We start from the raw sequence: 25,908 nt of genomic DNA on the forward strand, positions 1-25,908 counted from the left end.
TGCCGTTAAGAAGGGGGCCTCGGTGGCCGCGCAGGATGCCGCTGTCGAATCGCTGCGGGACCGGGAAATCGGTGTCGAGCAGGAGCATCTCGACCGTGTTTATCACCGCCTCGAAGAGAAGATCCACGAGGCGGAATTTCTTATGAACGACGCCGTGAAGCGCGGCCAGGTCGGTACGCCCGGCGCGCTCGCGGAGCGGGACGCCCAGGTGTTCCGGGCGGGGATCCACCTCAACCGGCTGAACAGCGAGTTCGAGGACTTCCTGTTCGGCAGGATCGATCTCCTGCTCGGCAAGGACGGGGAGCGCGGCCCGGACGGCGCGTACACCTCCGTCGAGCCGGCCGAGGACTCCGTACGGGACGACGCCACCGCCGACATCGCGGAGACGCTCCACATCGGCCGCATCGGGGTGCTGGACTCCGACTACGCCCCGCTGGTGATCGACTGGCGGGCTCCGGCGGCCGCCCCGTTCTACCGCTCCACCCCGAAGGAGCCCGGCCGTGTCGTACGCCGCCGGGTCATCCGCTCCAAGGGCCGCAAGGTCCTCGGGGTCGAGGACGACCTGATGCGCCCGGAGCTGACGGCGTATCTGGACGGCGAGCAGCTGCCGGTGATCGGGGACGGCGCGCTGATGGCGGCGCTCGGCCAGGCCCGCAGCCACACCATGCGGGACATCGTCTCCTCCATCCAGGCCGAACAGGACCTGGTCATCCGGGCCCCCGCCGCCTCCGTCACCGAGGTCACCGGCGGCCCCGGCACCGGCAAGACCGCCGTCGCCCTGCACCGGGCGGCGTATCTGCTCTACCAGGACCGGCGGCGGTACGCGGGCGGCATCCTGATCGTCTCGCCCACCCCGCTCCTGGTCGCGTACACCGAAGGGGTGCTGCCCTCCCTCGGTGAGGAGGGCCAGGTCGCCATCCGCGCGATCGGCTCGCTCTCCGACGACGCGGCGGGCCTCGAAGGGGCCACCGCCTACGACGAACCCGCCGTGGCCCGGATCAAGGGCTCCTCCCGGATGCTCCATGTGCTGCGCAAGGCCGCCCGGGGCGCGCTGGAACAGGGCAGGCCCGCCGCGCCCCGCGAGGAGGCGGGCCAGCTCGCCTTCGGCGAGGAGCCCGGGCAGCGGGGTGCGACGACGCCCCCGAACCGGCTGCGCGTGGTCGCCTTCGGGGCCCGGGTCGAGCTGGAGGCCGACGAACTCCAGCGCATCCGGCACAACGCCCTGGGCGGCACCGCCCCGGTCAACCTGCTGCGCCCGCGCGCCCGCAAGCTGCTGCTGGACGCCCTGTGGACCAAGTCCTCCGGGCGTGGCCGGTACACCGACCCCCAGCTGGTCGCGGAGCTGCGCTCCTCGTTCGACGAGGACGTCTCGACCGAGACCCCGTTCCTGGAGTTCCTCGACGCCTGGTGGCCCGAATTGACGCCGCGCCGGGTGCTGGCCGCGATGGCCGACGAACGGCGGCTTGCCCGCTGGTCCCGGCGCATCCTCAACCAGGGCGAGGTGCGCCGCCTGGCCCGGTCCCTCAAGCGGCTGGACGCGGACGGCAACGGTCCGCTCTCCGTCCACGACGTGGCGCTCCTGGACGAGCTCCAGGCGCTGCTGGGCACCCCGGCCCGGCCCAAGCGCAAGCGCGAGGCCGATCCGCTGGACCAGCTCACCGGTCTGGAGGAGCTGATGCCGCAGCGCGAGGAGACCCAGTGGGAGCGGGCCGAGCGGCTCGCGGCGGAGCGCACCGAGTACGCCCACGTCATCGTCGACGAGGCGCAGGACCTCACCCCGATGCAGTGGCGCATGGTCGGCCGCCGGGGACGGCACGCCACCTGGACGGTCGTCGGCGACCCGGCCCAGTCCTCCTGGTCCGACCCGGACGAGGCGGCCGCCGCCCGGGACGAGGCGCTCGGCTCCCGGCCGCGCCGCCGCTTCACCCTCACCGTCAACTACCGCAACCCGGCGGAGATCGCGGAGCTGGCCGCGAAGGTGCTGGCGCTGGCGATGCCCGGCATGGAGTCCCCGGCGGCGGTCCGCTCGACCGGGGTGGTGCCCCGCTTCGAGCCGGTGCGCGAGGGGGAGCTGGCCGCCACGGTCCGCGAGGAGGCCGCCCGGCTGCTCGCGGAGGTGGACGGCACGGTCGGTGTGGTCGTCGCGATGAACCGCCGCGCCCAGGCCCGCGAGTGGCTCGCGGAGCTGGGGGAGCGGGTGGTGGCGCTGGGCAGCCTCGAGGCCAAGGGCCTGGAGTACGACGCCACGGTGGTCGTCTCGCCCGCGGAGATCGCTGACGAGTCCCCGGCCGGTCTGCGGGTGCTGTACGTGGCGCTGACCCGGGCGACACAGCAGCTCACGGTGGTCTCCGGGGAGCGGGACCTGCCGGACGAGGACGGGGTGCCGGACCTGCTCAGGGACTGATGCGGCAGAGTTCCGCGAGTCAACCCGGCGCACGGGAATCACTTTTCCGGGGTCTTTGTTACCTTGGTACTGGCACCGGCTCGATCCAAGCCCCCGGGCCCAACCTTCGTCGCTTCGAGCGACCACTTGCCGCGAGGCGAGCATGGCGGGTCGGTGCCATCTCAACGCAGAAGACAGACCCGCGTCACCTCCCGGTGGCGCGGGTCTGTTCTCGTTGCAGGGGTCCCGTCGGCCGCTTTCCGGCCCGTTGGGGGTTCCGCCGAACGGGTGATCTCTCGTATGGTGGAAACTACTTTCCGAAAGGCGGCAGTCATTACCGGCTACCAGTCGGTAGGTGCGACGATCGGGAAGCGCATCCGGAACGAGGGTTCCGGATGCGCGGCAATGAAGCTAAGGAAAGCGAAGGACTCGGCCATGGCAACGGCGCCCAGCGTCTCGTACTCGATGACGGTCAGGCTGGAGGTGCCCGCGAGCGGCACCGCGGTCTCCCAGCTCACCACGGCCGTGGAGTCCTCCGGTGGCTCGGTCACCGGCCTCGACGTCACCGCTTCCGGCCACGAGAAGCTGCGGATCGACGTCACCATCGCCGCCTCTTCCACCTCGCACGCGGACGAGATCGTCGAAGGTCTGCGCGACATCGAGGGCGTCGTGCTGGGCAAGGTCTCCGACCGTACGTTCCTCATGCACCTCGGCGGCAAGATCGAGATGGCGTCCAAGCACCCCATCCGCAACCGTGACGACCTGTCGATGATCTACACCCCCGGCGTCGCCCGGGTCTGCATGGCCATCGCCGAGAACCCCGAGGACGCGCGCCGCCTCACCATCAAGCGCAACTCCGTCGCAGTTGTGACGGACGGCTCCGCGGTGCTCGGCCTCGGCAACATCGGCCCGATGGCCGCGCTGCCCGTCATGGAGGGCAAGGCGGCCCTCTTCAAGCGCTTCGCGGGCATCGATGCCTGGCCGATCTGCCTGGACACCCAGGACACCGATGCGATCGTCGAGATCGTCAAGGCCATCGCCCCCGGCTTCGCGGGCATCAACCTGGAGGACATCTCCGCGCCGCGCTGCTTCGAGATCGAGGCCCGGCTGCGCGAGGCCCTCGACATCCCCGTCTTCCACGACGACCAGCACGGCACCGCGATCGTCGTGCTGGCCGCCCTCACCAACGCGCTGCGCGTGGTGGGCAAGGGCATCGGGGACGTACGGGTCGTCATGTCCGGTGCCGGAGCGGCCGGTACTGCCATCCTGAAGCTGCTCATCGCCGCGGGCGTCAAGCACGCCGTCGTCGCCGACATCCACGGCGTGGTGCACGCCGGACGCGAGGACCTGGTCGCCGCCGACCCGGACTCGCCGCTGCGCTGGATCGCCGACAACACCAACCCCGAGGGCGTCACCGGCACCCTCAAGCAGGCCGTCGTCGGCGCCGACGTCTTCATCGGCGTCTCCGCCCCGAACGTCCTGAACGGCGACGACGTCGCCGCGATGGCCGACGGCGCGATCGTGTTCGCGCTCGCGAACCCGGACCCCGAGGTCGACCCCGCGATCGCCCGTCAGACGGCCGCGGTCGTCGCCACCGGCCGCTCCGACTTCCCCAACCAGATCAACAACGTGCTGGTCTTCCCGGGTGTCTTCCGCGGTCTGCTGGACGCTCAGTCCCGCACCGTCAACACGGAGATGATGCTCGCCGCGGCCGGCGCGCTGGCCGACGTGGTCGCCGAGGACGAGGTCAACGCGAACTACATCATCCCCTCGGTCTTCAACGACAAGGTCGCGGGCGCGGTCGCCGGAGCCGTCCGGGCCGCCGCGAAGGCCGCCGGAGCCACCGCGACCACCCCCTCCACGACCGTCTGACCCGGCCGTTTCGGGGTCCTTTCGGGGGGTACGCGCGAAGTACCCAGGGCCGCACCCGCCCGTGCCGTACGGCGCGTCGCGGGTCGCGGCGCCCCAAACGCCCCTTTAGGGTGGGCGGGCAGTGGGCCCTGCGGGGCCCGGCATCCGCTGCGGACCGCTCGGCCAAGTCGACGGAGCGTCACCACGAGCAAACCGTGGCGCTTTTCATTGACCCCGAAGGGTTCCGGATTGGCTTTCCCGCCGCTGGTGGGGGCAGGATGCGTAATCGGGCGAGAGGGTCTGACATCAGACCCGGGTCCGGGGACTGTCAGAGGGCCCTGGCAGCATCGGCTTCGATCTCACGCCTCACAGGCAAGAAGAACACGGGAGTAACAACATGAACCGCAGTGAGCTGGTGGCCGCCCTGGCCGACCGCGCCGAGGTGACTCGCAAGGACGCCGACGCCGTGCTGGCCGCGCTCGCCGAGACCGTCGGTGAGATCGTCGCCAAGGGCGACGAGAAGGTCACCATCCCCGGCTTCCTGACCTTCGAGCGCACCCACCGTGCCGCTCGCACCGCTCGCAACCCGCAGACCGGCGACCCGATCAACATCCCCGCCGGCTACAGCGTGAAGGTCTCCGCGGGCTCGAAGCTCAAGGAAGCCGCCAAGGGTAAGTAACCCTCAAAGGCGCAACAGAGGGCGGCCACTCCCGACCAGGAGTGGCCGCCCTCGCGCATGCCAGGGGCACATGCGCCCCGCACAGCCCCTGTCGGTGGGTCCGGGACCCCGGACCTCAGGGATGCATGCGCGCGCCCTTGAGGACCCTGTCCACGGCGTTGCGCGGCCCGTACACCGCGAGCCCCACCAGATCGAGCGCGTCGCGCCCCACCGCCCGTACGGCCGCCCGGTTGTCCCGGTCGTTCCCCGTGCCGAACAGGTCCGAGGTGAACACGGCCACCGTCAGCGGCCGGGAGAGCGCCTTCGTGTGCGCGGCGGTCAGCGTCTCCTTCGCCCCCGCGAAGACCAGCACCGGCTGCCGCAGCATCGGCAGGTACGCGGTCGCGTCGGCGTCCTCGTAGGGCTCGCCGATCACCTCGGGCGCCGCGGTACCCAGGCCACTCACCAGGAAGGCGGTCACGTTCAGCCGCTGCCAGGTCTCCAGGTCGTCGCGGAGCAGCACCGCGATCTTCGTGTCGAAGCGGACGGGCGCGGCCTCGCCGCCGCCGGTCTTCTCGTGCGTGTTTCCCATGCTCCGAGACTGACCGCCGCCCTGCCGGAGCGTCTTGTACGTTCTTGGCGTGACCCGCGTGAGCCGCCCGCAGGAGATCTCGGCCTGGCGGCCCTCCGTCGCCGGCGTCGTGGAGGTCTTCCACGCCCGCTTCACCGAGCACGCCTACCCCATGCACGTCCACGAGGCCTGGACGCTCCTGATCGTCGACGACGGCGCCGTCCGCTACGACCTGGACCGTCATCCGCACGGCACCCCGGACGGCACCGTCAGCCTGCTGCCGCCGCACGTTCCGCACAACGGTTCGCCCGCCACCCCGGACGGCTTCCGCAAACGGGTGCTCTATCTGGACATGAGCCGGCTCGACGCGAGCCTCATCGGCCCCGCCGTCGACACCCCCGATCTGGCCGACCCGCTGCTGCGCGCCCGCGTCGCCCGGCTGCACACCGCCCTCGCCGACCCGGGAGACGCGCTGGAGGCGGAGAGCCGCCTGGCGTTCGTCGAGGAGCGGCTGCGCGGCCATCTGCGGCCCGCCGAGGCCCCGGAGCGGCCCCGGCCGGGGCCGGGCGTCGCCCGGGACCTGCGCGAGCTGCTTGACGAGCGGCTGCGGGAGGGCGTCACGCTCGCCGAGGCCGCCCGGCTGGTCCACGCGCACCCGACCCATCTCGTACGTGCCTTCAGCGCGGCCTACGCCATCGCGCCGCACCAGTACATGACGGCCCGCCGGGTCGACCTCGCCCGCCGCCTGCTGCTGGAGGGCGTGTCCCCGGGGGAGGCTGCCGGCGCGGTCGGCTTCCACGACCAGTCCCACCTCACCCGGCACTTCAAGCGGATCGCCGGCACCACCCCGGGCCGCTTCGCCGGAAAAGCACGGCGCCCCGGCCCTCCGTGAGAGGGCCGGGGCACCGGGTGCGCAGCGCTGTGTGCGGCAGCACTGTGCGGGGTCAGACGAGCGAACCGCCCGGCAGCTCCACCTTCGCGCCGAGCTTCTCCAGCTTCTCCATGAAGTTCTCGTAGCCGCGGTTGATCAGGTCGATGCCGTGCACCCGGGAGGTGCCCTGCGCCGCCAGCGCCGCGATCAGGTACGAGAAGCCGCCCCGGAGGTCCGGGATGACCAGGTCCGCGCCCTGCAGCTTGGTCGGTCCGGAGACGACCGCCGAGTGCAGGAAGTTGCGCTGGCCGAAGCGGCAGTCGGAGCCGCCCAGGCACTCGCGGTACAGCTGGATGTGCGCACCCATCTGGTTGAGCGCCGAGGTGAAGCCGAGCCGCGACTCGTACACCGTCTCGTGGACGATCGACAGGCCGGCGGCCTGTGTCAGCGCCACGACCAGCGGCTGCTGCCAGTCGGTCTGGAAGCCGGGGTGCACGTCCGTCTCCAGCGCGATGGCGTTGAGCGCGCCGCCCGGGTGCCAGAAGCGGATGCCCTCGTCGTCGATCTCGAAGGCGCCGCCGACCCGGCGGAAGGTGTTCAGGAAGGTCATCATCGAACGCTGCTGGGCGCCGCGCACATAGATGTTGCCCTCGGTCGCCAGCGCCGCCGACGCCCAGGAGGCCGCCTCCAGACGGTCCGGGATCGCCCGGTGGGTGTAACCGTCGAGCTTGTCGACACCGGTGATCCGGATGGTCCGGTCGGTGTCCATGGAGATGATCGCGCCCATCTTCTGCAGTACGCAGATGAGGTCCTCGATCTCCGGCTCGACGGCCGCGTTGGACAGCTCGGTGACGCCCTCGGCGAGCACCGCGGTGAGCAGCACCTGCTCGGTGGAGCCCACCGAGGGGTACGGCAGCCGGATCTTGGTGCCGCGCAGCCGCTGCGGGGCCTCCAGATACTGGCCGTCGGCCCGCTTCTCGATGGTCGCGCCGAACTGGCGCAGCACCTCGAAGTGGAAGTCGATCGGCCGGCCGCCGATGTCGCAGCCGCCCAGGCCCGGGATGAAGGCGTGGCCGAGGCGGTGCAGCAGCGGGCCGCAGAAGAGGATCGGGATGCGCGACGAACCCGCGTGGGCATCGATGTCGGCGACGTTCGCGGACTCGACGTGCGAGGGGTCGAGGATCAGTTCGCCCGGCTCGTCACCGGGGCGGACGGTGACGCCGTGCAGCTGCAGCAGTCCCCGGACGACCCGTACGTCACGGATGTCGGGAACGTTGCGGAGACGGCTGGGCCCGCTGCCGAGCAGCGCGGCGACCATTGCCTTCGGCACCAGGTTCTTGGCGCCTCGGACGCGGATCTCGCCCTCCAGCGGGGTGCCGCCGTGGACAAGCAGGACATCGTCTGTGCCGGTCATGTATCTCGCGTTCCGGAGTGGTCGGGCAGGGGGCCAACGAAAAGGGTAATGGCCTCCTACCCCCCTTCCGTAAGGCGAAGGGGGGTGTACGAACGTCATGAATCCGCCACAACACCCTCCGCGCATCCGATCTTGCGGAGGGTTACCGTCCGGATGGCCCACCGCATCCTCGCCGGACAGTGCGCTCCCCGTGCCTCCGTGCGCCCTGAGCTGCGCTCGGTCTGCTGAGGGCGTCATCACGGTCACTCGGCCCCCGCGGAGGGCGAAGATGCGGGATCATTCCTGCCATGACCGAGGTGTCCTCGCTCACAGGGCGACTGCTCGTGGCCGCACCCGCCCTCACGGACCCGAATTTCGACCGCGCGGTGGTGCTGCTCCTCGACCACGACGAGGAGGGCTCCCTCGGCGTGGTCCTCAACCGCCCGACCCCGGTCGGCGTCGGTGACATCCTCGCGTCCTGGGCCGGCCTCACCGGCGAGCCGGACGTCGTCTTCCAGGGCGGCCCGGTCTCGCTCGACTCCGCGCTCGGCGTGGCGGTGATCCCCGGCGACGAGGGCCCGCTCGGCTGGCGCCGGGTGCACGGGGCGATCGGCCTGGTCGATCTGGAGACCCCGCCGGAGCTGCTCGGCCCCGCCCTCGGCTCGCTGCGGATCTTCGCCGGATACGCGGGCTGGGGCCCCGGTCAACTGGAGGGCGAGCTGAACGAGGGCGCGTGGTACGTGGTCGAGTCGGAGCCCGGCGACGTCTCCTCCCCGCACCCGGAGCGGCTCTGGCGTGCGGTGCTCCGCCGTCAGCGCAGCGAGCTCGCGATGATCGCCACGTATCCGGACGACCCTTCCCTCAACTGAGGGCCGCTGAAGGCCGCGGCTTTCAGTACCCTTGGCGGTTATGAGCACTCTTGAGCCCGATCGCGGGGCAGGTACGGGGACCCTCGTCGAACCGACGCCGCAGGTGTCGAGGGGCGACGGCGACCACGAGCGCTACGCCCATTACGTCCAGAAGGACAAGATCATGGCGAGCGCCCTGGAGGGCACTCCCGTGGTCGCGCTGTGCGGCAAGGTCTGGGTACCGGGGCGCGACCCCAAGAAGTATCCGGTCTGTCCCATGTGCAAGGAGATCTACGAGTCCATGGGCGCCGGTGGCGACAAGGACAAGGGCAAGGGCGGCGGCAAGGACAAGAAGTAGGTCCGGCTCCCACCGCTTCGCCGGAAGGCCCCCGGGGCGCGCGTCACCGCGCGCCCCGGGGGCCTTCTCCATGTCCGCTCACGGAAGGTGACCGGACGGTCGCGTTGCACGGGCTGCATCCGCTGGTCACAGAGTGGTCGAGACCACTTGTCGTCTCCGGGGCGCGGATCTACTCTCCTGCCAGTTGTGCAGAACGAAACGCACGTTGCACATGATGCAACGCATGACCGGTAGGGGTTCCGGATGAAGCTTTCTGCCCGAATTGCCGCCCCGGCTGCGGCGCTTGTGCTGGCCGGCCTCACCGCCACCGCCTGCGCGCCGCAGACCTCCGACACCAGTGCGAAGGGTGACGAGAAGAGCGGCACGCTCCGTGTCTGGCTCTTCCAGGAGGTCGGCAACAAGCCCAAGGAGAAGGTCGTCGACGCGGCCGTCGCCGACTTCGAGAAGGCCCACAAGGGCGCGAAGGTCGAGGTCGAGTACATACCCGTCGACACCCGCGCGCAGCGCATCAAGGCCGCGTTCAACGACCCCAAGAGCGCCCCGGACCTCATCGAGTACGGCAACAGCGACACCGCCGGATACGTCAAGGACGGCGGACTCGCCGACGTCACCGAGGAGTTCGGCGCCTGGGACGAGGCCAAGGACACCGACCCGATCGCCAAGCAGTCCGTCACCGTCGGGGACAAGGTCTACGGCGCGCCCTTCTTCGTCGGCGTCCGGGCCCTCTACTACCGCACCGACGTCTTCAAGGACCTCGGCATCGATCCCCCCAAGTCCCAGGCCGAGCTGGTCTCCACCGCCAAGAAGATCCACAAGGCGAAGCCCGACCTCTACGGCCTCGCGGTCGGCGGCGCGTACACCTACGGAGCGATGCCCTTCATCTGGGCCAACGGCGGCGAACTCGCGGGCGAGAGCGGCGGCACGTACAAGTCGGGCATCAACAGCGAGAAGGCCCGCAAGGGCATCGAGGCCTATACCTCGCTCTTCGGCGACGACAACTGTCCGGCCGCCAAGTGCGCCTCCATGGGCGGCAACGCCACCGTGACCGCCTTCGCCTCCGGCAAGGCCGCCATGGCCATCGGCGGCGACTTCAGCCACGCCGCCGTCGAGGCGGGCGCGGTCAAGGGCAAGTACGCCGTCGTCCCGCTGCCCGGCGTCGCCCCGAACTCCATCGCCCCCGCCTTCGCCGGCGGCAACAACCTCGGCGTCCTCAAGAGCAGTTCGCACCGCACCCTCGCCGTCGACCTGATGAAGTCGCTGACCGGCAAGAAGACCCAGGCCGAGATGTTCGACGCGATGGGCTTCCTGCCCACCTACACCGACGTCCTGGACAACGCCGCGAAGAAGGAGCCCTTCGTCGCCCCGTTCGTCCAGACCCTCGGCGCGGGCGCCAAGTTCGTCCCCGCCTCGCCCGCCTGGGGCCAGATCGACGCCTCGCTGATCCTGCCGACGATGTTCCAGGAGATCGTCTCCGGCCGTAAGGACGTGGCGAAGGCCTCGGACGACGCGGCGAAGAAGATGGACGCGGCCTTCACCGAAGCCGGCTGACGATGACCACGCACACCTCTCCGCTCAAGGCGGCGCCCGCGGGCGCCGCCGGGGCGGGCCGCGGCTCGCAGGCCGCCCGCCCGCCCCGGCGCGGCCGGTCCGCGTCCCCCAGGGGGCACTCCGGCTGGACCCCCTGGCTCTACCTCCTGCCGGCCCTCGTCCTGCTCGCCGGACTGCTGGTCTACCCGATCTACCAGCTCGGCCTGATCTCGTTCCTGGAGTACACCCAGGCCCAGGTCAGCGGCGGCGAACCCACCACCTTCCAGGGGTTCGGCAACTACGCCACGCTCTTCGACGACAGCCAGTTCTGGCAGGTCCTCCTCGCCACCGTGCTGTTCGCCGCGGCCTGCGTGGTCTCCACCCTGTTCGTCGGCTGCGCGCTCGCCGTCCTGCTCACCCGCATCCGCGCCCTGCCCCGCCTCGCGCTGATGATGGCCGCGCTCGGCGCCTGGGCCACCCCCGCGATCACCGGATCCACCGTCTGGGTCTTCCTCTTCGACCCCGACTTCGGACCGGTCAACAAGGTGCTCGGGCTCGGCGACTTCTCCTGGACGTACGGCCGCTACAGCGCCTTCGCGCTCGTGCTCCTCGAAGTGCTGTGGTGCTCGTTCCCGTTCGTGATGGTCACCGTGTACGCGGGCATCCGGGCCATCCCCACCGAAGTCCTGGAGGCCGCCTCGCTGGACGGCGCGTCCCAGTGGCGGATCTGGCGCACCATCATGGCGCCGATGCTCAAGCCCATCCTGATCGTCGTCACCATCCAGTCGATCATCTGGGACTTCAAGGTCTTCACCCAGATCTACGTCATGACCAACGGCGGCGGCATCGCCGGCCAGAACCTGGTGCTCAACGTGTACGCCTACCAGAAGGCGTTCGCGTCCTCGCAGTACAGCCTCGGATCGGCGATCGGCGTCGTGATGCTGGTGATCCTGCTCGCCGTCACGCTCGTCTATCTGCGTCTCGTACGCCGCCAGGGGGAGGAACTGTGAGCGCACGCACGCTCCTGCGCGTCAAGCGGCCCGGCAGGCTGATGGCCGAGGCCGCCGCCCTGCTGATCGCCGTCGCGGTCGCCTTCCCGCTCTACTGGATGGTGCTCTCCGCGTTCAAACCGGCCGGGGAGATCCAGTCCACCGACGCCCGCCCCTGGACGCTCGCCCCCTCGCTCGACTCGTTCCGCCGGGTCTTCGAACAACAGGACTTCGGCCGCTACTTCCTCAACAGCCTGCTGGTGGCGGGCACGGTCGTCATCCTCTCCGCGCTGGTCGCCTTCCTGGCCGCCACCGCCGTGACCCGCTTCCGCTTCAAGTTCCGCACCACGCTGCTGATCATGTTCCTGGTGGCGCAGATGGTGCCGGTGGAGGCGCTGACCATCCCGCTGTTCTTCCTGATGCGCGACTTCGGCCAGCTGAACACCCTCGGCTCGCTGATCCTGCCGCACCTCGCCTTCTCGCTGCCGTTCGCCATCTGGATGCTGCGCGGCTTCGTGAAGGCCGTCCCCGAAGCCCTGGAGGAGGCCGCCTACATCGACGGGGCGAGCCGCACCCGCTTCCTGTGGCAGATCCTCTTCCCGCTGGTCTTCCCGGGCCTCGTGGCGACCAGTGTCTTCTCCTTCATCACCACCTGGAACGACTTCCTGTTCGCGAAGTCGTTCATCATCAGCGACACCTCCCAGTCGACGCTGCCGATGGCGCTGCTGGTCTTCTTCAAACCGGACGAGAACGACTGGGGAGGGATCATGGCAGCCTCGACGGTGATGACCATCCCCGTACTGGTCTTCTTCGTACTCGTACAGCGACGCCTCGTCTCCGGACTGGGCGGAGCGGTTAAGGACTGATGTCATGACACCCGAGGACAGGACGGCGACGGACACCGCGGACCCCGCCGCGCTCGGTCTGATCCCGGCCCCGCGCACCCTGACCGCCGCCCCCTGCGGACCGTACGCACTGGACCGCGAGACCCCGCTGAGCGCCGCACCGGGCACGGAGGGCGTCGCCCACTGGCTGCGCACCACCCTCGGCGCGGCCACCGGACTGCCCCTTCCGGAGGCCGGCGGCACGCGTGCCGTCACGGACACGGGTGCGGGCACGGGCGGCCGGGGCATCGTGCTGGCCCTCGACGCCGCGCTCGCCCCCGAGGCCTACCGCCTGGCCGTCGAAACGGACGCCGTACGCCTCACGGGCGGCACCGCGGCGGGCGTCTTCCGGGGCGCCCAGACCCTCCGTCAGCTCCTCGGCCCGGACGCCTTCCGCCGCGCACCGCTCGCCCCGGGGCGCTCCTGGCAGGTCCCGCCGGTCGTCGTCGAGGACGAACCCCGCTTCGGCTGGCGCGGCCTGATGCTCGACGTCTCCCGGCACTTCATGCCCAAGGACGACGTCCTGCGCTACCTGGACCTGCTGGCCGCCCACAAGCTGAACGTCTTCCACTTCCACCTCACCGACGACCAGGGCTGGCGCATCGAGATCAAGCGCCACCCGCGCCTGACCGAGGTCGGCTCCTGGCGCTCGCGCACCAAATACGGCCACCGCGCCTCCGAACTCTGGGACGAGACCCCCTACGGCGGCTTCTACACCCAGGACGACATCCGCGAGATCGTCGCCTACGCCGCCGAGCGGCATATCCGGGTCGTCCCCGAGATCGACATCCCGGGCCACTCGCAGGCCGCGATCAGCGCATACCCCGAACTGGGCAACACCGACGTCATCGACACCACCACCCTCTCCGTCTGGGACACCTGGGGCGTCAATCCGAACGTACTCGCCCCCACTGACAACACCCTGCGCTTCTTCGAGGGCGTCCTGGAGGAGGTGCTGGAACTCTTCCCCGCCGAGACCTCGCCCTTCGTCCACATGGGCGGCGACGAGTGCCCCAAGGACCAGTGGAAGGAGTCCCCGCTCGCCCAGGCCCGGATCGCCGAACTCGGCGTGAAGGACGAGGACGGGCTCCAGTCCTGGTTCATCCGGCACTTCGACGCCTGGCTCACCGCACGAGGCCGCCGCCTCATCGGCTGGGACGAGATCCTCGAAGGCGGCCTCGCCGAAGGGGCCGCTGTCTCCTCCTGGCGCGGTTACGCCGGCGGCATCGCGGCCGCCGAGGCCGGGCACGACGTGGTCATGTGCCCCGAGCAGCAGGTGTATCTGGACCACCGTCAGGACGCCGGCCCCGACGAGCCGATGCCCATCGGGTACGTCAGGACCCTGGAGAACGTCTACCGCTTCGAGCCCGTACCGCCGGGCCTGAGCGAGGAGGCGGCCCGTCACATCCTGGGCACCCAGGCCAACGTGTGGACCGAGGTCATGCAGGACCGGGCCCGCGTCGACTACCAGGTCTTCCCGCGCCTCGCCGCCTTCGCCGAGGTCGCCTGGTCCGCCCTGCCCGCCCCCGCCGACCGGGACTTCGCCGCCTTCGACGCCCGGATGACCGCCCACTACGCCCGGCTCGACGCCCTCGGCGTCGACTACCGCCCGCCGGCCGGCCCGTACCCCCGCCAGCAGCGCCCCGGCATCCTCGGCCGCCCGCTGGAGGGAGAGCCTCCGGTGGTGTGACCCGCGCACCGGCCCGCCGGCCGCAGCCGTCCTCCGGGGAGCTCTCCGGGACCGCTGCGGCCGACGCGCGTCCGGGGCCGGCCGCCCTTCCGTCCGCTCCCGTGCGAGGGCGCGAACGGAATAAGTCGTACAAGCCTCGCTGAAGAGTGGCAATTCACCCTCTGCGCCGAAGACATGCGAAACCGGAACATCCCGCAGGTCAGGGACGGATCCACCCTTCGCGGACCCTCGCGCCGGTCCGATCGGAAGATGTGCCAGAGTTGCCACGTCCGGGCTGTGAACACGTACCGTACGGCGGAACAGGCGGGACAGCCGGGAGACCGGGAAGGGGCAGCTGGGTTGACCACGCACGCACCGCAGGCGACGCAGTCGGTGACACTGCCGACCTCGTTGGACGAGGCCGTGGCGGCACTCGGCGCCATGCCCGCAGCCGTACCGGTTGCCGGGGGCACGGACCTGATGGCAGCCGTCAACAAGGGGCTCCTGCGCCCCTCGGGGCTGGTCGGCCTGGGCCGGATCAGCGAGCTGCGCGGCTGGCACTACCAGGACGGCCACGCCCTGCTCGGCACCGGACTCACCCACGCCCGCATGGGCCGCCCCGACTTCGCCGCCCTCATCCCCGCCCTCGCCGCCTCCGCCCGCGCCGCGGGCCCGCCCCAGATCCGTAACGCCGGCACGCTCGGCGGCAACATCGTCACCTCCGCGCCCACCGGCGACGCCCTGCCGGTGCTGGCCGCGCTGGAGGCCGAGCTCGTCATCGCCGGCCCCGGCGGCGCCCGCCGTGAGATCCCCGTCTCCCACCTGCTCGCCGGCCGCGAACTGCTGGAGCCCGCGGAGCTGATCGGCTTCGTCCGCGTACCGCTGCTGCACGCCCCGCAGGTGTTCCTGAAGGCCACCGGCCGTACCGGCCCCGGCCGCGCCACCGCCTCGGTCGCCATCGTCCTGGACCCGGCCCGGCGCGGCGTGCGCTGCGCGGTCGGCGCGATCGCCCCGATGCCGCTGCGCCCGCTGGAGGCGGAGCGCTGGATCGCCTCGCTGATCGACTGGGACGGCGAGCGGGGCCTGGCCCCCGACGCGCTGGCGGCCTTCGGTGAGTACGTCGCCGCGGCCTGCATCCCGGACCACGCACCACCGGCCGACGGCACAGAGGCCCCGCCGCTGTCCCCGGCCGTCCTGCACCTGCGGCGCACCGTCGCCGCGCTCGCCCGACGCGCGCTGGGGAGGGCACTGTCGTGAGCAATGAGGAAAACCCCCACCAGCAGCACGGGCAGGGGCACTCCGAGGGCCCGGACCCGCGCTACGGAGGCTGGGAGCCGACCCCGCAGGGCGACGGCTTCGACGCCGACGCCACCGCGTTCGTCCACCTGCCGCCGGAGGACCTGGCGAACATCCCGCTGGCCGCGCCCGGCCACGGGTACGTCCCGCCGATGATCGTTCCGCTGACCCCGGCCGCCGGTCTGGACCCGGCGGCGACGGGCAGCTGGGTGATCCAGACGCAGACCCAGCAGGCACAGGCCGAGCAGCGCGCCCAGGAGGCCGCCGCCGCGCACGAGGCCGCCGCCCGGGAGACCGGCGCGGTCCACTGGCCGGACCCGAACCAGCAGCGCGGGCAGGGCGGATACCAGGGCCCCTACCAGGACACGTCGCACGCCACGGCCCAGTGGAACTTCACCGAGGCCCTGGGCGAGACACCGGCAGCTCCGCAGCAGGGAGCCCCGGAAGCGCCCGGCGCTCGCGGTGCCTCCGATGTCCCCGGAGTCTCCGACCACACCGGTCAGACGGACCACACCAGCCACACCAGCCAGACGGGCCACACCGGCCAGTGGACGATCCCGGTGGCGGACGGGGATCTCCCGGACGAATCGGGCGAGTTCCTGGCCTCGGCGCACACCCCGCAGTGGTACGCGGACAGCGCCCGCCCGGCAACGCTGCCCGGCGGCGCCCCCGCCCCCTGGGCCACGCCGGAACCGGAGGCCGCCCCCGTACCCGTAACGGAAGAAGCCCCGGAACCGGCGACGGCCGAACCGGCGGCGACTGGGGCGTCCGGAGACACCCGGCCCGACACGGAGGAACCCGACCCGGCGGCGGCCACGGCTGCCGCGACCGATGCGGCAGCAACTCCGGAAACGGAAGCGGAAACGGAAGCGGAGCCTGAAACGGAGCCGGTGCCCGGCCCGGAAGCGGAATCGGATCCGACGGCACCTCCGAACGAGGACACCGTCCTCACGCTCGCCGAGGACCCCACCTCGCACCCCGCCCCGGACCCGGCCCCCGCCCTGCTCGACTCCCCGAGCGAGCACCCCTCCGCGTCCTACCTGCTCCATGTGAACGGCGTGGACCGCCCGGTCAGCGACGCCTGGATCGGCGAGTCCCTGCTCTATGTGCTCCGCGAGCGTCTCGGCCTGGCCGGGGCCAAGGACGGCTGCTCGCAGGGCGAGTGCGGTGCCTGCAACGTCCAGGTCGACGGCCGGCTGGTCGCCTCCTGCCTGGTCCCCGCGGCCACGGCTGCCGGCAGCGAGGTGCGTACGGTCGAGGGCCTGGCCGTCGACGGCGAACCGTCCGACGTCCAGCGCGCCTTGTCCGCCTGCGGAGCCGTCCAGTGCGGCTTCTGCATCCCCGGCATGGCGATGACCGTTCACGATCTGCTGGAGGGCAACCACGCCCCCAGCGAGCTGGAGACCCGCCAGGCCCTCTGCGGCAACCTCTGCCGCTGTTCCGGCTACCGGGGCGTGCTCGACGCGGTCGCGGACGTCGTCGCGGCCCGCGAGGCGACCGCCGAGGCGGCCACGGCGCTCCAGGACGAGGCGCTTATCCCGCATCAGGCCGAGCCGGGCGCCGGCGGCGTGCAGCAGGTGCCCCACCCGCACGAGGGAGAGGCGCTGTGAGGCACGCCCGCGGCCCCGCCGTACAGCAGCAGCACCAGGCGAACGACAAGGAGGCGGCGTGAGCGGCGACGCGGCCACCGCGGCCAATGCGACCAGCACCGGCCTGCCCAGGATCGACGCGCTGAGCGGCGGACCCGGCGGCGGCCCGGACCAGGGCCAGGAGCAGCCCCGGATGGGCCTCGGGGCGTCGCTCCCCGCCGCCGACGCCCGGGCGAAGACCGAGGGCACCTTCCCGTACGCCGCCGACCTCTGGGCCGAGGGCCTGCTGTGGGCGGCCGTGCTGCGCTCCCCGCACCCGCACGCGCGGATCCTGTCCATCGACACCTCGGCGGCCGAGGAGATGCCCGGGGTGCGGGCGGTCGTCACGCACGAGGACGTGCCGGGGGAAAGCAACTACGGCCGCCATGTGGTGGACCGCCCGGTGTTCGCCTCCGATCTGGTCCGCCACCACGGCGAGCCGATCGCCGCGGTCGCCGCGGACCACCCGGACACCGCACGGCTGGCCGCCGCCGCCATCGCCGTACGGTACGAGGTGCTGGAGCCGGTCACGGACCCGGAGAAGGCGTTCGCGGCGGAGCCCCTGCACCCCGACGGCAACCTGATCCGCCACATCCCGCTGCGCTACGGCGACGCGGAGGCGACGGGCGAGGTCGTGGTGGAGGGCCTGTACCGCATCGGCCGCCAGGACCCCGCCCCGATCGGCGCGGAGGCCGGCCTCGCCGTGCCGAGGCCCGACGGAGGCGTCGAGATCTACACCGCCTCCACCGACCCGCACACCGACCGCGACCTGATCGCCGCCTGCTTCGGCCTGGAACCGGACCGGGTCAAGGTCGTCGTGACCGGGGTGCCGGGTGCGACCGGCGACCGCGAGGACCCGGGCTTCCAGATCCCGCTGGGCCTGCTCGCGCTGCGCACCGGCTGCCCGGTGAAGCTGGCCGCAAGCCGCGAGGAGTCCTTCCTCGGCCACACCCACCGCCACCCCACGCTCCTGCGCTACCGCCACCACGCGGACGCGGAGGGCCGGCTGGTCAAGGTGGAGGCCCAGATCCTCCTGGACGCGGGCGCGTACGCCGACGCCTCCTCGGAGTCCCTGGCGGCGGCCGTGGCCTTCGCCTGCGGCCCGTACGTGGTCCCGCACGCCTTCATCGAGGGCTGGGCGGTGCGGACGAACAACCCGCCCTCGGGCCACGTGCGCGGCGAGGGCGCGATGCAGGTCTGCGCGGCGTACGAGGGCCAGATGGACAAGCTGGCCGCCAAGCTGGGCATCGACCCGGCCGAACTGCGCCTGCGCAACACCCTCTCCACGGGCGACATCCTGCCCACCGGCCAGACGGTGACCTGCCCGGCCCCGGTAGCCGAACTGCTCCGCTCGGTCCGCGACTACCCCCTCCCCGCCCTCCCCAAGGACGCCCCGGAGGACGACTGGCTGCTGCCGGGCGGCCCCGAGGGCGCGGGGGAGCCGGGGGCGGTGCGCCGGGGCGTGGGCTACGGCCTGGGCATGGTCCACATGCTCGGCGCCGAGGGCACGGACGAGGTCTCCACGGCCACGGTCCGGGTCCACGACGGCGTGGCCACCGTCATCTGCGCGGCGGTCGAAACAGGCCAGGGCTTCACCACCCTCGCCCGCCAGATCGTCCAGGAGACCCTGGGCGTCGAGGAGGTCCACGTAGCGGCGGTGGACACCGACCAGCCCCCGGCGGGCCCGGCGACACACGGCCGCCACACCTGGGTGTCGGGCGGGGCGGTGGAACGGGCGGCGAAGATGGTCCGCACCCAGCTCCTCCAGCCGCTGGCGCACAAGTTCGGCATGTCCACGGAACTGCTCCAGATCGCCGACGGCAAGATCACCTCGTACGACGGCGTGCTCTCCACCACCGTCACGGAGGCGCTGGACGGCAAGGAACTCTGGGCCACCGCGCAGTGCCGCCCGCATCCCACGGAACCACTGGACGAGTCGGGCCAGGGCGACGCGTTCGTCGGCCTGGCGTTCTGCGCGGTACGGGCGGTGGTCGACGTCGACATCGAGCTCGGCTCGATCCGCGTGGTCGAGATGGCGGTCGCCCAGGACGTGGGCCGGGCCCTCAACCCCGCCCAGCTGGCGATCCGTATCGAGGCGGGCATCACCCAGGGCATCGGCGCGGCGCTCACGGAGAACCTCCGCACCGCGAGAGGCCTGATCCGCCACCCCGACCTGACCGGTTACGCACTCCCGACCTCGCTGGACGCCCCCGACATCCGCATCGTGAAACTGGTCGAGGAGCGCGACGTGGTGGCCCCGTTCGGCGCGAAACCGGCCTCGGCGGTCCCGGTCGTCACGGCCCCCGCGGCGGTGGCCTCGGCGGTCCGCTCCGCAACGGGCCGCCCGGTGAACCGACTCCCCATCAGACCCCAGGCGGCGGTGGCAACACCCAAGCCCTGACTGGCTCGTTACCGCCGTCGGACCGGTGTGATGCGCATTGCACGTGCAATCAAAGGGTGCGAGCTGTCACCGATGCTGGCTACAGTGATCCTCGAAGCTGTACCAGCAGGACAACGGGGAGGGTGTTGTGGCGACGGGAGAGGGCTCCGAAGGGGCCGGCTCCTCCGGGGGGCTCTTCGGGGGATTCATTGGGGGCGCCGTCGCTGCGGCGCAAAGTGCGGTCGCAGAGCTTTACACCGAGCTGGAGTCCTTCACCAAGTTCCGCGACCGTATCGACGAGATCCTCGTGGACCTGAAGGCGTCCCCGGCGGACGCCAAGAAGCTGGGCGAGATCTCCATCAAGGACAGCCAGTTCGGCGACGTGTCCTGGCCGGAGGCGAAGGGCATGTTCGCCTCGTACGAGAAGGTCGTCGGCGAGCTGGAGACCTTGTCGAAGCTCCTCTCGGACTCCATCGAGGGCATGAGCATCGCGGTCCTGGCCGCGCACAAGGGCTACGACAACATGGACCAGGACATCCGCGACCGCATGCTCGCCATCAAGACGGGTGCGGAGAAGCACTACCCCGGCGAGTACAACCCGGTTCCGGGCGGGGACAAGCAGAGCGGAAGCGGCGACAGGACGCCGCCCACGCCTCAGCCTTCGACGACCGACGACACCGGGGGTGCCTGATGGCGGTCGGGACGGCGTGGCGATCAGCGGTACGAACGGGGGAGTGAGATGGGTTCGACATCGTTCGAGGGCATGTCGCACAAGCAGATGATCGCGTGGCTGGACCAGGCCAACAGCGCGGCGGTCCAGGGCGTGGCCGATCGTCTGTCGAGTGCGGCGAAAGAGATCTCGAAAATCGGCGAAGAGCTGAAGATCCGCCCGCAGATCGTGAAGTGGAAGGGCGACGGAGCCGAGTCGTTCCGCACCTGGAGTGCGGATCTGGCCAACGCCACGCTGCGCCTGGGCGAGTTCAGCAAGGACGCATCGAAGCGCCTGGGCGAAACCGCCACGGCGATCGCCCAGGCCAAGGCGGCGATCCCCCGCCCCACCGGAGACCCCGAGGCCAGCCTCAAGGCCGCGGAGTCGGCACGGAACGACCCGGACTCCGCGGACCTGATCCGAAAGCTGAACGGGGAGCGGGAGGCTGCGGCGGCGGAGATGCGGAAGCTCTCCCAGACGTACACGCACTCGGTGGCCCAGCTGAACAAGCTGGAGCGGCCGACGTTTCCGCCTCCGCCTCAAGTTGTCATGCCAGACAACAACAACAAGGTCAATGGCCCAGGGCGCCTAGACCCACTCGCCTCGAATGCTAGTCCAGGCGCCGTGCGTGGTGAGGCACAGGCTCTCGTGCTCGGGCCCAGTGAGAATATGCCGCGAAGTGTTGGTTCTGCAGGATCTCTTGGGTCTCCCGGCCTTGACGGGGCGTCGCCAGTTGGCTCTCCGGTGTACATGGGCATCGACAGCGTAGTGACGCGTCCGGAGGCGCCTACAGTGCCGACAACCACTCCGGTAATCAGTCAGGCTGGCGGAGGAAGGCCCGATGTCAGCCTGCCTCCTGTAGTCGGCGGAACTCCACCACTTCTGAACAAGGGCGCCCTCCCGCTCCCGTCGACGAACGGTCCTGGTCGACCGGTGAGCCCTACGCGTCCCTCCCTGGCCATGCCAGGGCCAAGCAGTCCTGGCAACGGGCAAGTGGGACGCCCTTCGCCAGCCAACGGCATCGTCGGTGGTCGGCCTGTCCCGCAGACCTCAGGTCGACCGGTGGCCGGGTTGCCGAGAGGAACAGTGGTCGGCGGCGAAGGATCTCACGCTGGTCGTGCACCGATGACGCACGGGCCAGGCGGTGCTGTTGGGGGTGGACAGAGCGGCATCGTCGGCGGACGGCGGCTCGCCGGCGAAGCCGGAGGGATGGTGGGCGGCCGCCCACAGCAGCCGGGCCAGCCCGGTGCACGGCCGTTTACACCCGGCGGGACAGGGCTCGTGCGAGGCGCGGCGTCAGGCGGCGAAGGCGCACGCAGCACTGGTGCGATGGGTCGTGGTGCCGTTGGTTCGCAACGTGCTGGTGACCCGCGCCGGGACGAAGGCAGCGAGAGGCCTGACTACCTGACCGAGGATGAAGAGACGTGGCAGCACGGAGCGCGACGCGTCGTGCCGCCGGTCATCGACTGACCAACACCTGCTAAGGGAACCGTATGCCTACCGGCAGTCGCCGCAGAATCCATGTCCGTGTCGTGCTCGCCTCGCTGGTCGGACTACTCGTAGGAATTCCCGCACCTGCTCATGCGGATTCGATGAGGCCGAGGCAGTGGCATCTCGATGTTATGAAGGCGGACGAGATGTGGACTTCCAGCACAGGAGAGGGCATCACGGTCGCGGTTATTGATAGTGGTGTCGACGATTCCAACCCCGATTTGCGGGGGCGTGTCCTCAAAGGGAAGGACCTGGCGGAAGGGGATCCCGGAGACGAGCACACGGACACTGACGGGCACGGCACCGGGATGGCGGGACTGATTGCAGGGACGGGTGAGAGGGACGGGGGGAAGGGGGCATTCGGTCTGGCGCCTGGGGCAAAGATTTTGCCGATTCGTCTCACTGAAGCCGAGGCGAATAATCAGGCACAGGGACTCGCGGAGTTCAATCAGTCGGTACCGAGAGGTATCCGCTTTGCTGTCGATTCGGGCGCCAAGGTAATTAACATCTCTCTGGCCGTAATTCAAGGTTCACGAAATCTCGATGAAGCCGTCGAATACGCCCTGAATAAGGGATCTCTTATTTTTGCAGGTGTTGGGAATGATGCCAAAAAAGGAAACAATCTCATGTTTCCGGCGGCCACACCTGGAGTGGTCGGCGTTGGCGCTGTAGGTCGCGACCTCGCGCGGGCGGACTTTTCGCACTATGGTCCCCAAGTCGACTTGGCCGCGCCAGGTGAGGACATGATCCATGCCTGTGGCGGCGGGTCTGGGCTGTGTGAGTCCTACGGCACCAGCGACGCGACGGCTCTCGCCTCCGCCTCCGCAGCCCTCATCTGGTCCAAGTATCCAGACTGGACGAACAACCAGGTCCTGCGGGTCATGCTGAACACCGCAGGTGGTCCCGTCAGCGGCAAGAAGCGGTCCGACGGGATCGGCTACGGGATCGTTCGTCCGCGTATCGCGCTCAAGACGCCCGGGGACCCCGGGCCGGCCGATGTGTACCCGCTTCCGGATCTCGCCGCAGCGGCGTCCGATGCGCCTTCGCCGCAGCCGTCCAAGGCTGGAGGCGGCGCCGATCAGAGCGAGGCGCCTGCCGCCGCGGCTGCGGACGGAAGCGGCAATAGCGCTCTCTGGATTGGCCTGGGGGTTGCCGCGGCAGTTCTGGTGGGCGGCGGCGTGACGGCAGCGGTGCTCCGCTTCCGTCGGCGAAAGGCTGTTGCCGCACAGGCTCCGCCGGCGTATCAGCCCCCGTACGGGTATGGGCAGCCGCAGTTCCAGCCGCCGTATCCGCCAGTGTCTCCTCCTCCTGGTGCGCCAGAGAACACCTCGCACTAGGCCATCGGTCTCACGGTCGCGCCGGCCCATGGCTTGAATCAGCTACCCGGTGCCCGAAAAGGTTTGTAATCCGAGTTCGCGCGTTGCTTTTCGGTGGTCTGTGGTGGGGGTTCAGAGATGTCTTGTTCTGATGCCACTTCGTGAATCCCGGCGACTAGTGTTGGTGTCTTGAGTCAGTGAATCTGTCCAAGGCCTCGGCCGCTTGAGTAGACCATCACGGGGAATCCATGACGTTTGATGCGGAATGGTCAGAACTTCGCACGGAATCGACCCAGAGGGTTGATATGCGCCTCAATGGCGTACCTGCCGAACCAGGAGTTCCGAAGGGCCCGCCTCAGGCTGACCTTGCCGTCAACGATGACGACCTGGGCGCGATCGGGCATGACGCGTACGAGCTGCGCACGCGGCTGTCGAAGGACGGCGATCATGCCCGGTCTGCGACCTTCGACGCGGCCATCGCGCTCACCAATGGCAACTTCGTGAGCGGGTCCGGGCTGCTGAAGGTTCACGACCGTTGGCAGACGCACCTCAAGACGCTCCTCGATGCCTGCGCACAGATCTCGAACCACCTCGACTACTCCAAGGCCGCCCATCACAAGGACGACGTTCAGATCGTCGGCGACCTGCTCAGTGTGTCGAAGCTCAATGAGTATCTGAAGTAAGTCACGGGGGAGTCGGCATGCTGAAGTACGAGGACATCATCGACGCGCCGCTCGGCAAGCTGAAGGAGGCTGCCGACGACTGGTCGGAGATGGTCACCAAGCTGCAACGCCTTGCCGAGGTAGCCAATGACGGCATGAAGGTCAAGGCGGACAAGGCCGAGTGGGACGGCGTGAACGCAGGCGTCACCAAAGGGTTCATCGGCAAGACAGCCAAGGAGTTCAGGGACGCGGTCGCCGAGGCCAAAGGCGTCAAGCTCGTTCTGGAGGACGCGCACACCGCCTTCAAGAAGGCCAAGGACGACCTGGTGAACATCCGCGACGTCGAAGGGCGCGCGGCGGGCATCCATGTGGATGCCAAGGGCAAGGTCACGCCGCGGAGGCCGCTGGAGGAAGACGTGACTGCGCGGCACGATCCCGACTATCCCGAAGCGCTGCGCAAGCAGAAGGAAGCCGTCGAGAGCTGGCAGAAGAAGATCGACCTGATCGTCGACAACTGCAACGACACCGACGTCGCCTTCAAGAACGCGCTCGAGGCCAACGTCACCGAAGGCAAGGATTTCAGCACCCCGAAGTACAAGAACCTGGATCAGGAGGAAGCCGCCCGTGCCGCCGACCTCGCGCGCAAGGGACGCGACCTGACACACGCCCAACTCCAGGCGCTCAACGAACTGCTGCGTGACAACGCCAATTCGCCAGAGTTCGCCAAGGGCTTCTACGAGAAGCTCGGCCCGGAGAAGGCACTCGCCTTCTTCGGGCAGCTCGCCACGGACACGCACGACTACAGCAAGGTCGACAAGGAGCGCCTGGCAGACGTCCAGGCACTCCAGCGCAACCTCGGCCTCAACCTGGCCACCGCCTCGCACGACAAGGCGTTCACCGCGGAGTGGGGGCCGGAGCTCCGCAAGATGGGCACCCAGCAGATCCCACTGTCAAAGTACGACAACAGCGGCGGCCCGTACGGGTATCAACTGCTCGGCGGAATCATGCGGTACGGGGACTATGACGCGAAGTTCCTCAACCCGATCGCCGAGCACGTGGCGCAGCTGCATCAGAAGGACCCCTATCGGTTCGCCGGCAACAAGCAGGTGAACGGCTTCCTGGACAACCCGTTCAACCCTTCAGGGAAGAACGGGTCCGGCTATGACCCGACCACCGCCATGCTGGAGGCGCTGGGGAACAGTCCTGACGCGGCAAAGAAGTTCTTCACCGATGAGCCGACCGCCTACAACGAGGACGGCACGGTCAACCGAGGCGCCACGGCCGAACTCGGAAAAATGGATGTCGAGACCGTCGAAAACGGCCTCGGCAAGAAAAAAGAGGTGGCCATCGACAACTACCTCGACTTCTTCGGAAACGAGAAGTGGGAATCGTTCCCGGACTCCAACTCTACCGATCCGGACAAACTGGGGCCCACTCTTCAGTACATGCCGGACGCACTGGGTCATGCACTGGAGGCGGCAACGCTGGGCTACCCGGCGGGTGAGCCGGACGTGCGTGTGCAGCGGGATGCCGACAATGCCGCGATCATGCAGAAGGTCATGGAGAAGTACGGGTCAGACGCTGGCTTGCTCAAGCACCAGGAGGGCCTGGCGGACAGTATGGGCGTCATGGGTGCGGGATATATCGACGACATCAACTGGGCTCTGGACAAGAATGACTTGGAAAGCGTCTTCGCCCCCGGTGAGAACCAGAAGGGACGTCTCGATTTCGCAGGCACCGCGGATCACAACGGCCGCGGCATCGCCCGCGAATTCCTCAGCTCGCTCGGCCAGCATCCGGATGCCTACGCGACCGTCTCGGCTGCCGAGGAGGTCTACACCCGCAGTGTGCTGGAAGCGCAGGTAGGCCCGGACGGAAAGATCGCTCAAGGTGGGGCGCGGGCGGCTGTGCAAACAGGGTCCGAGGTGCAAGGCATGCTCGACCAGTCCCGGGCGGACCAGGTCCAGGCGACGAACCTCAAAACGCACGAGGACTACGAGAAGGCGGTGGCCGCGCGGGCGGGCTGGGTCGAATTCGGGGCCGTGGCCGGCGTGGCGGCGGGTGTGGCCTTCTTGCCGGCGACGGCAGCTGTGGGTACCGCCGCCGTCCTTATCCCGTTGGCAACCGACACGGCCAGTGGCGCTCTGGAGCAAGTCATCGGGCAGGTGATCGGTGACGTCTCCGACAACTCGGTGGATGGGCACAAGGAGAAGGTCGAAGAGCTTAATGAGGAAGAGAGGAAGAAGGTGTACACGGCCGGTGAGAGTCTGGCCGAGTCGCCTATGGAGGAGTTCAGGCGTAAGCATGGTGTGAGCATTAAGAGTGATTTCGGGCAGGACCTGAAGGAATCCATGAGAGTCGGCTATTCCACCGGTAATGCCCGCGAGGAACAGCAGGGAAATGACTCGGAGACCGGCTGAGAAC

General features: G+C 69.8%; 20 protein-coding genes. 18 read left to right on the forward strand and 2 right to left on the reverse strand.

Going from position 1 to position 25,908, the window contains the following annotated elements; all coding sequences use genetic code 11:
* Window positions 1-22 precede the first annotated feature (22 nt).
* From AC0VY3_RS05285 to AC0VY3_RS05295, 3 genes are all read left to right on the forward strand, one after another.
* Window positions 23-2,404, forward strand: a complete 2,382-nt coding sequence (locus AC0VY3_RS05285; RefSeq protein WP_475549064.1) for a HelD family protein — start codon at window positions 23-25, stop codon at window positions 2,402-2,404.
* A 414-nt stretch (window positions 2,405-2,818) separates the two neighbouring features.
* A complete protein-coding gene (locus AC0VY3_RS05290; RefSeq protein WP_103506924.1) occupies window positions 2,819-4,255 on the forward strand; it encodes an NAD-dependent malic enzyme in 1,437 nt (478 codons plus the stop codon).
* Window positions 4,256-4,631: 376 nt separating this feature from the next.
* Window positions 4,632-4,913, forward strand: a complete 282-nt coding sequence (locus AC0VY3_RS05295) for an HU family DNA-binding protein (protein WP_003968811.1) — start codon at window positions 4,632-4,634, stop codon at window positions 4,911-4,913.
* Window positions 4,914-5,028: 115 nt separating this feature from the next.
* Here the strand turns inward: AC0VY3_RS05295 and AC0VY3_RS05300 are convergent, their stop codons facing one another.
* Window positions 5,029-5,484 carry a DUF2000 domain-containing protein gene (locus AC0VY3_RS05300; protein ID WP_103506923.1) on the reverse strand — a complete coding sequence of 152 codons (456 nt, stop codon included), beginning with the start codon at window positions 5,482-5,484 and terminating at the stop codon, window positions 5,029-5,031.
* A 49-nt stretch (window positions 5,485-5,533) separates the two neighbouring features.
* Here AC0VY3_RS05300 and AC0VY3_RS05305 point away from each other — a divergent pair, with 49 nt between their 5' ends.
* Complete coding sequence (locus AC0VY3_RS05305; protein ID WP_103506922.1) at window positions 5,534-6,355, forward strand: helix-turn-helix transcriptional regulator; 822 nt, start codon at window positions 5,534-5,536, stop codon at window positions 6,353-6,355.
* 52 nt (window positions 6,356-6,407) lie between these two features.
* Here AC0VY3_RS05305 and murA read toward each other — a convergent pair whose 3' ends face one another.
* Entirely contained in the window at window positions 6,408-7,748 is a 1,341-nt protein-coding gene (gene murA, locus AC0VY3_RS05310) for a UDP-N-acetylglucosamine 1-carboxyvinyltransferase (RefSeq protein ID WP_007450559.1), read from the reverse strand.
* A 287-nt stretch (window positions 7,749-8,035) separates the two neighbouring features.
* Between murA and AC0VY3_RS05315 the strand changes: the two genes are divergently transcribed.
* From AC0VY3_RS05315 to AC0VY3_RS05380, 14 genes are all read left to right on the forward strand, one after another.
* Entirely contained in the window at window positions 8,036-8,596 is a 561-nt protein-coding gene (locus AC0VY3_RS05315) for a YqgE/AlgH family protein (RefSeq protein ID WP_103506921.1), read from the forward strand.
* A gap of 40 nt (window positions 8,597-8,636) precedes the next feature.
* A complete protein-coding gene (locus AC0VY3_RS05320; RefSeq protein WP_006124925.1) occupies window positions 8,637-8,933 on the forward strand; it encodes a DUF3039 domain-containing protein in 297 nt (98 codons plus the stop codon).
* 243 nt (window positions 8,934-9,176) lie between these two features.
* The gene (locus AC0VY3_RS05325; protein WP_242742059.1) at window positions 9,177-10,481 is read left to right on the forward strand and encodes an extracellular solute-binding protein; all 1,305 of its coding nucleotides are present in this window, start codon (window positions 9,177-9,179) and stop codon (window positions 10,479-10,481) included.
* A gap of 2 nt (window positions 10,482-10,483) precedes the next feature.
* A complete protein-coding gene (locus AC0VY3_RS05330; protein WP_242742058.1) occupies window positions 10,484-11,470 on the forward strand; it encodes a carbohydrate ABC transporter permease in 987 nt (328 codons plus the stop codon).
* Window positions 11,467-12,315: a carbohydrate ABC transporter permease gene (locus AC0VY3_RS05335; RefSeq protein WP_010062110.1), complete on the forward strand. Its 849-nt coding sequence runs from the start codon at window positions 11,467-11,469 to the stop codon at window positions 12,313-12,315. The genes AC0VY3_RS05330 and AC0VY3_RS05335 overlap by 4 nt, the downstream gene beginning before the upstream one ends.
* A gap of 4 nt (window positions 12,316-12,319) precedes the next feature.
* Window positions 12,320-14,023, forward strand: a complete 1,704-nt coding sequence (locus tag AC0VY3_RS05340) for a beta-N-acetylhexosaminidase (protein WP_475549065.1) — start codon at window positions 12,320-12,322, stop codon at window positions 14,021-14,023.
* A gap of 339 nt (window positions 14,024-14,362) precedes the next feature.
* Window positions 14,363-15,259, forward strand: a complete 897-nt coding sequence (locus AC0VY3_RS05345) for an FAD binding domain-containing protein (RefSeq protein WP_242742056.1) — start codon at window positions 14,363-14,365, stop codon at window positions 15,257-15,259.
* Window positions 15,256-16,908: a (2Fe-2S)-binding protein gene (locus tag AC0VY3_RS05350; protein ID WP_475549066.1), complete on the forward strand. Its 1,653-nt coding sequence runs from the start codon at window positions 15,256-15,258 to the stop codon at window positions 16,906-16,908. The genes AC0VY3_RS05345 and AC0VY3_RS05350 overlap by 4 nt, the downstream gene beginning before the upstream one ends.
* Window positions 16,909-16,966: 58 nt before the next feature.
* Window positions 16,967-19,327, forward strand: a complete 2,361-nt coding sequence (locus AC0VY3_RS05355; RefSeq protein ID WP_181010915.1) for a xanthine dehydrogenase family protein molybdopterin-binding subunit — start codon at window positions 16,967-16,969, stop codon at window positions 19,325-19,327.
* A gap of 127 nt (window positions 19,328-19,454) precedes the next feature.
* The gene (locus AC0VY3_RS05360; RefSeq protein ID WP_103509849.1) at window positions 19,455-19,997 is read left to right on the forward strand and encodes a hypothetical protein; all 543 of its coding nucleotides are present in this window, start codon (window positions 19,455-19,457) and stop codon (window positions 19,995-19,997) included.
* Between the two features lie 72 nt (window positions 19,998-20,069).
* Entirely contained in the window at window positions 20,070-21,485 is a 1,416-nt protein-coding gene (locus tag AC0VY3_RS05365; protein ID WP_475549067.1) for a hypothetical protein, read from the forward strand.
* Between the two features lie 23 nt (window positions 21,486-21,508).
* A complete protein-coding gene (mycP, locus tag AC0VY3_RS05370; protein WP_475549068.1) occupies window positions 21,509-22,843 on the forward strand; it encodes a type VII secretion-associated serine protease mycosin in 1,335 nt (444 codons plus the stop codon).
* Between the two features lie 227 nt (window positions 22,844-23,070).
* Window positions 23,071-23,505 carry a hypothetical protein gene (locus tag AC0VY3_RS05375; protein ID WP_475549069.1) on the forward strand — a complete coding sequence of 145 codons (435 nt, stop codon included), beginning with the start codon at window positions 23,071-23,073 and terminating at the stop codon, window positions 23,503-23,505.
* A gap of 17 nt (window positions 23,506-23,522) precedes the next feature.
* The gene (locus tag AC0VY3_RS05380) at window positions 23,523-25,904 is read left to right on the forward strand and encodes a hypothetical protein (RefSeq protein ID WP_475549070.1); all 2,382 of its coding nucleotides are present in this window, start codon (window positions 23,523-23,525) and stop codon (window positions 25,902-25,904) included.
* The last annotated feature ends 4 nt before the right edge of the window (window positions 25,905-25,908 follow it).

It is taken from the genome of Streptomyces sp. iso_384 (assembly GCF_056172905.1).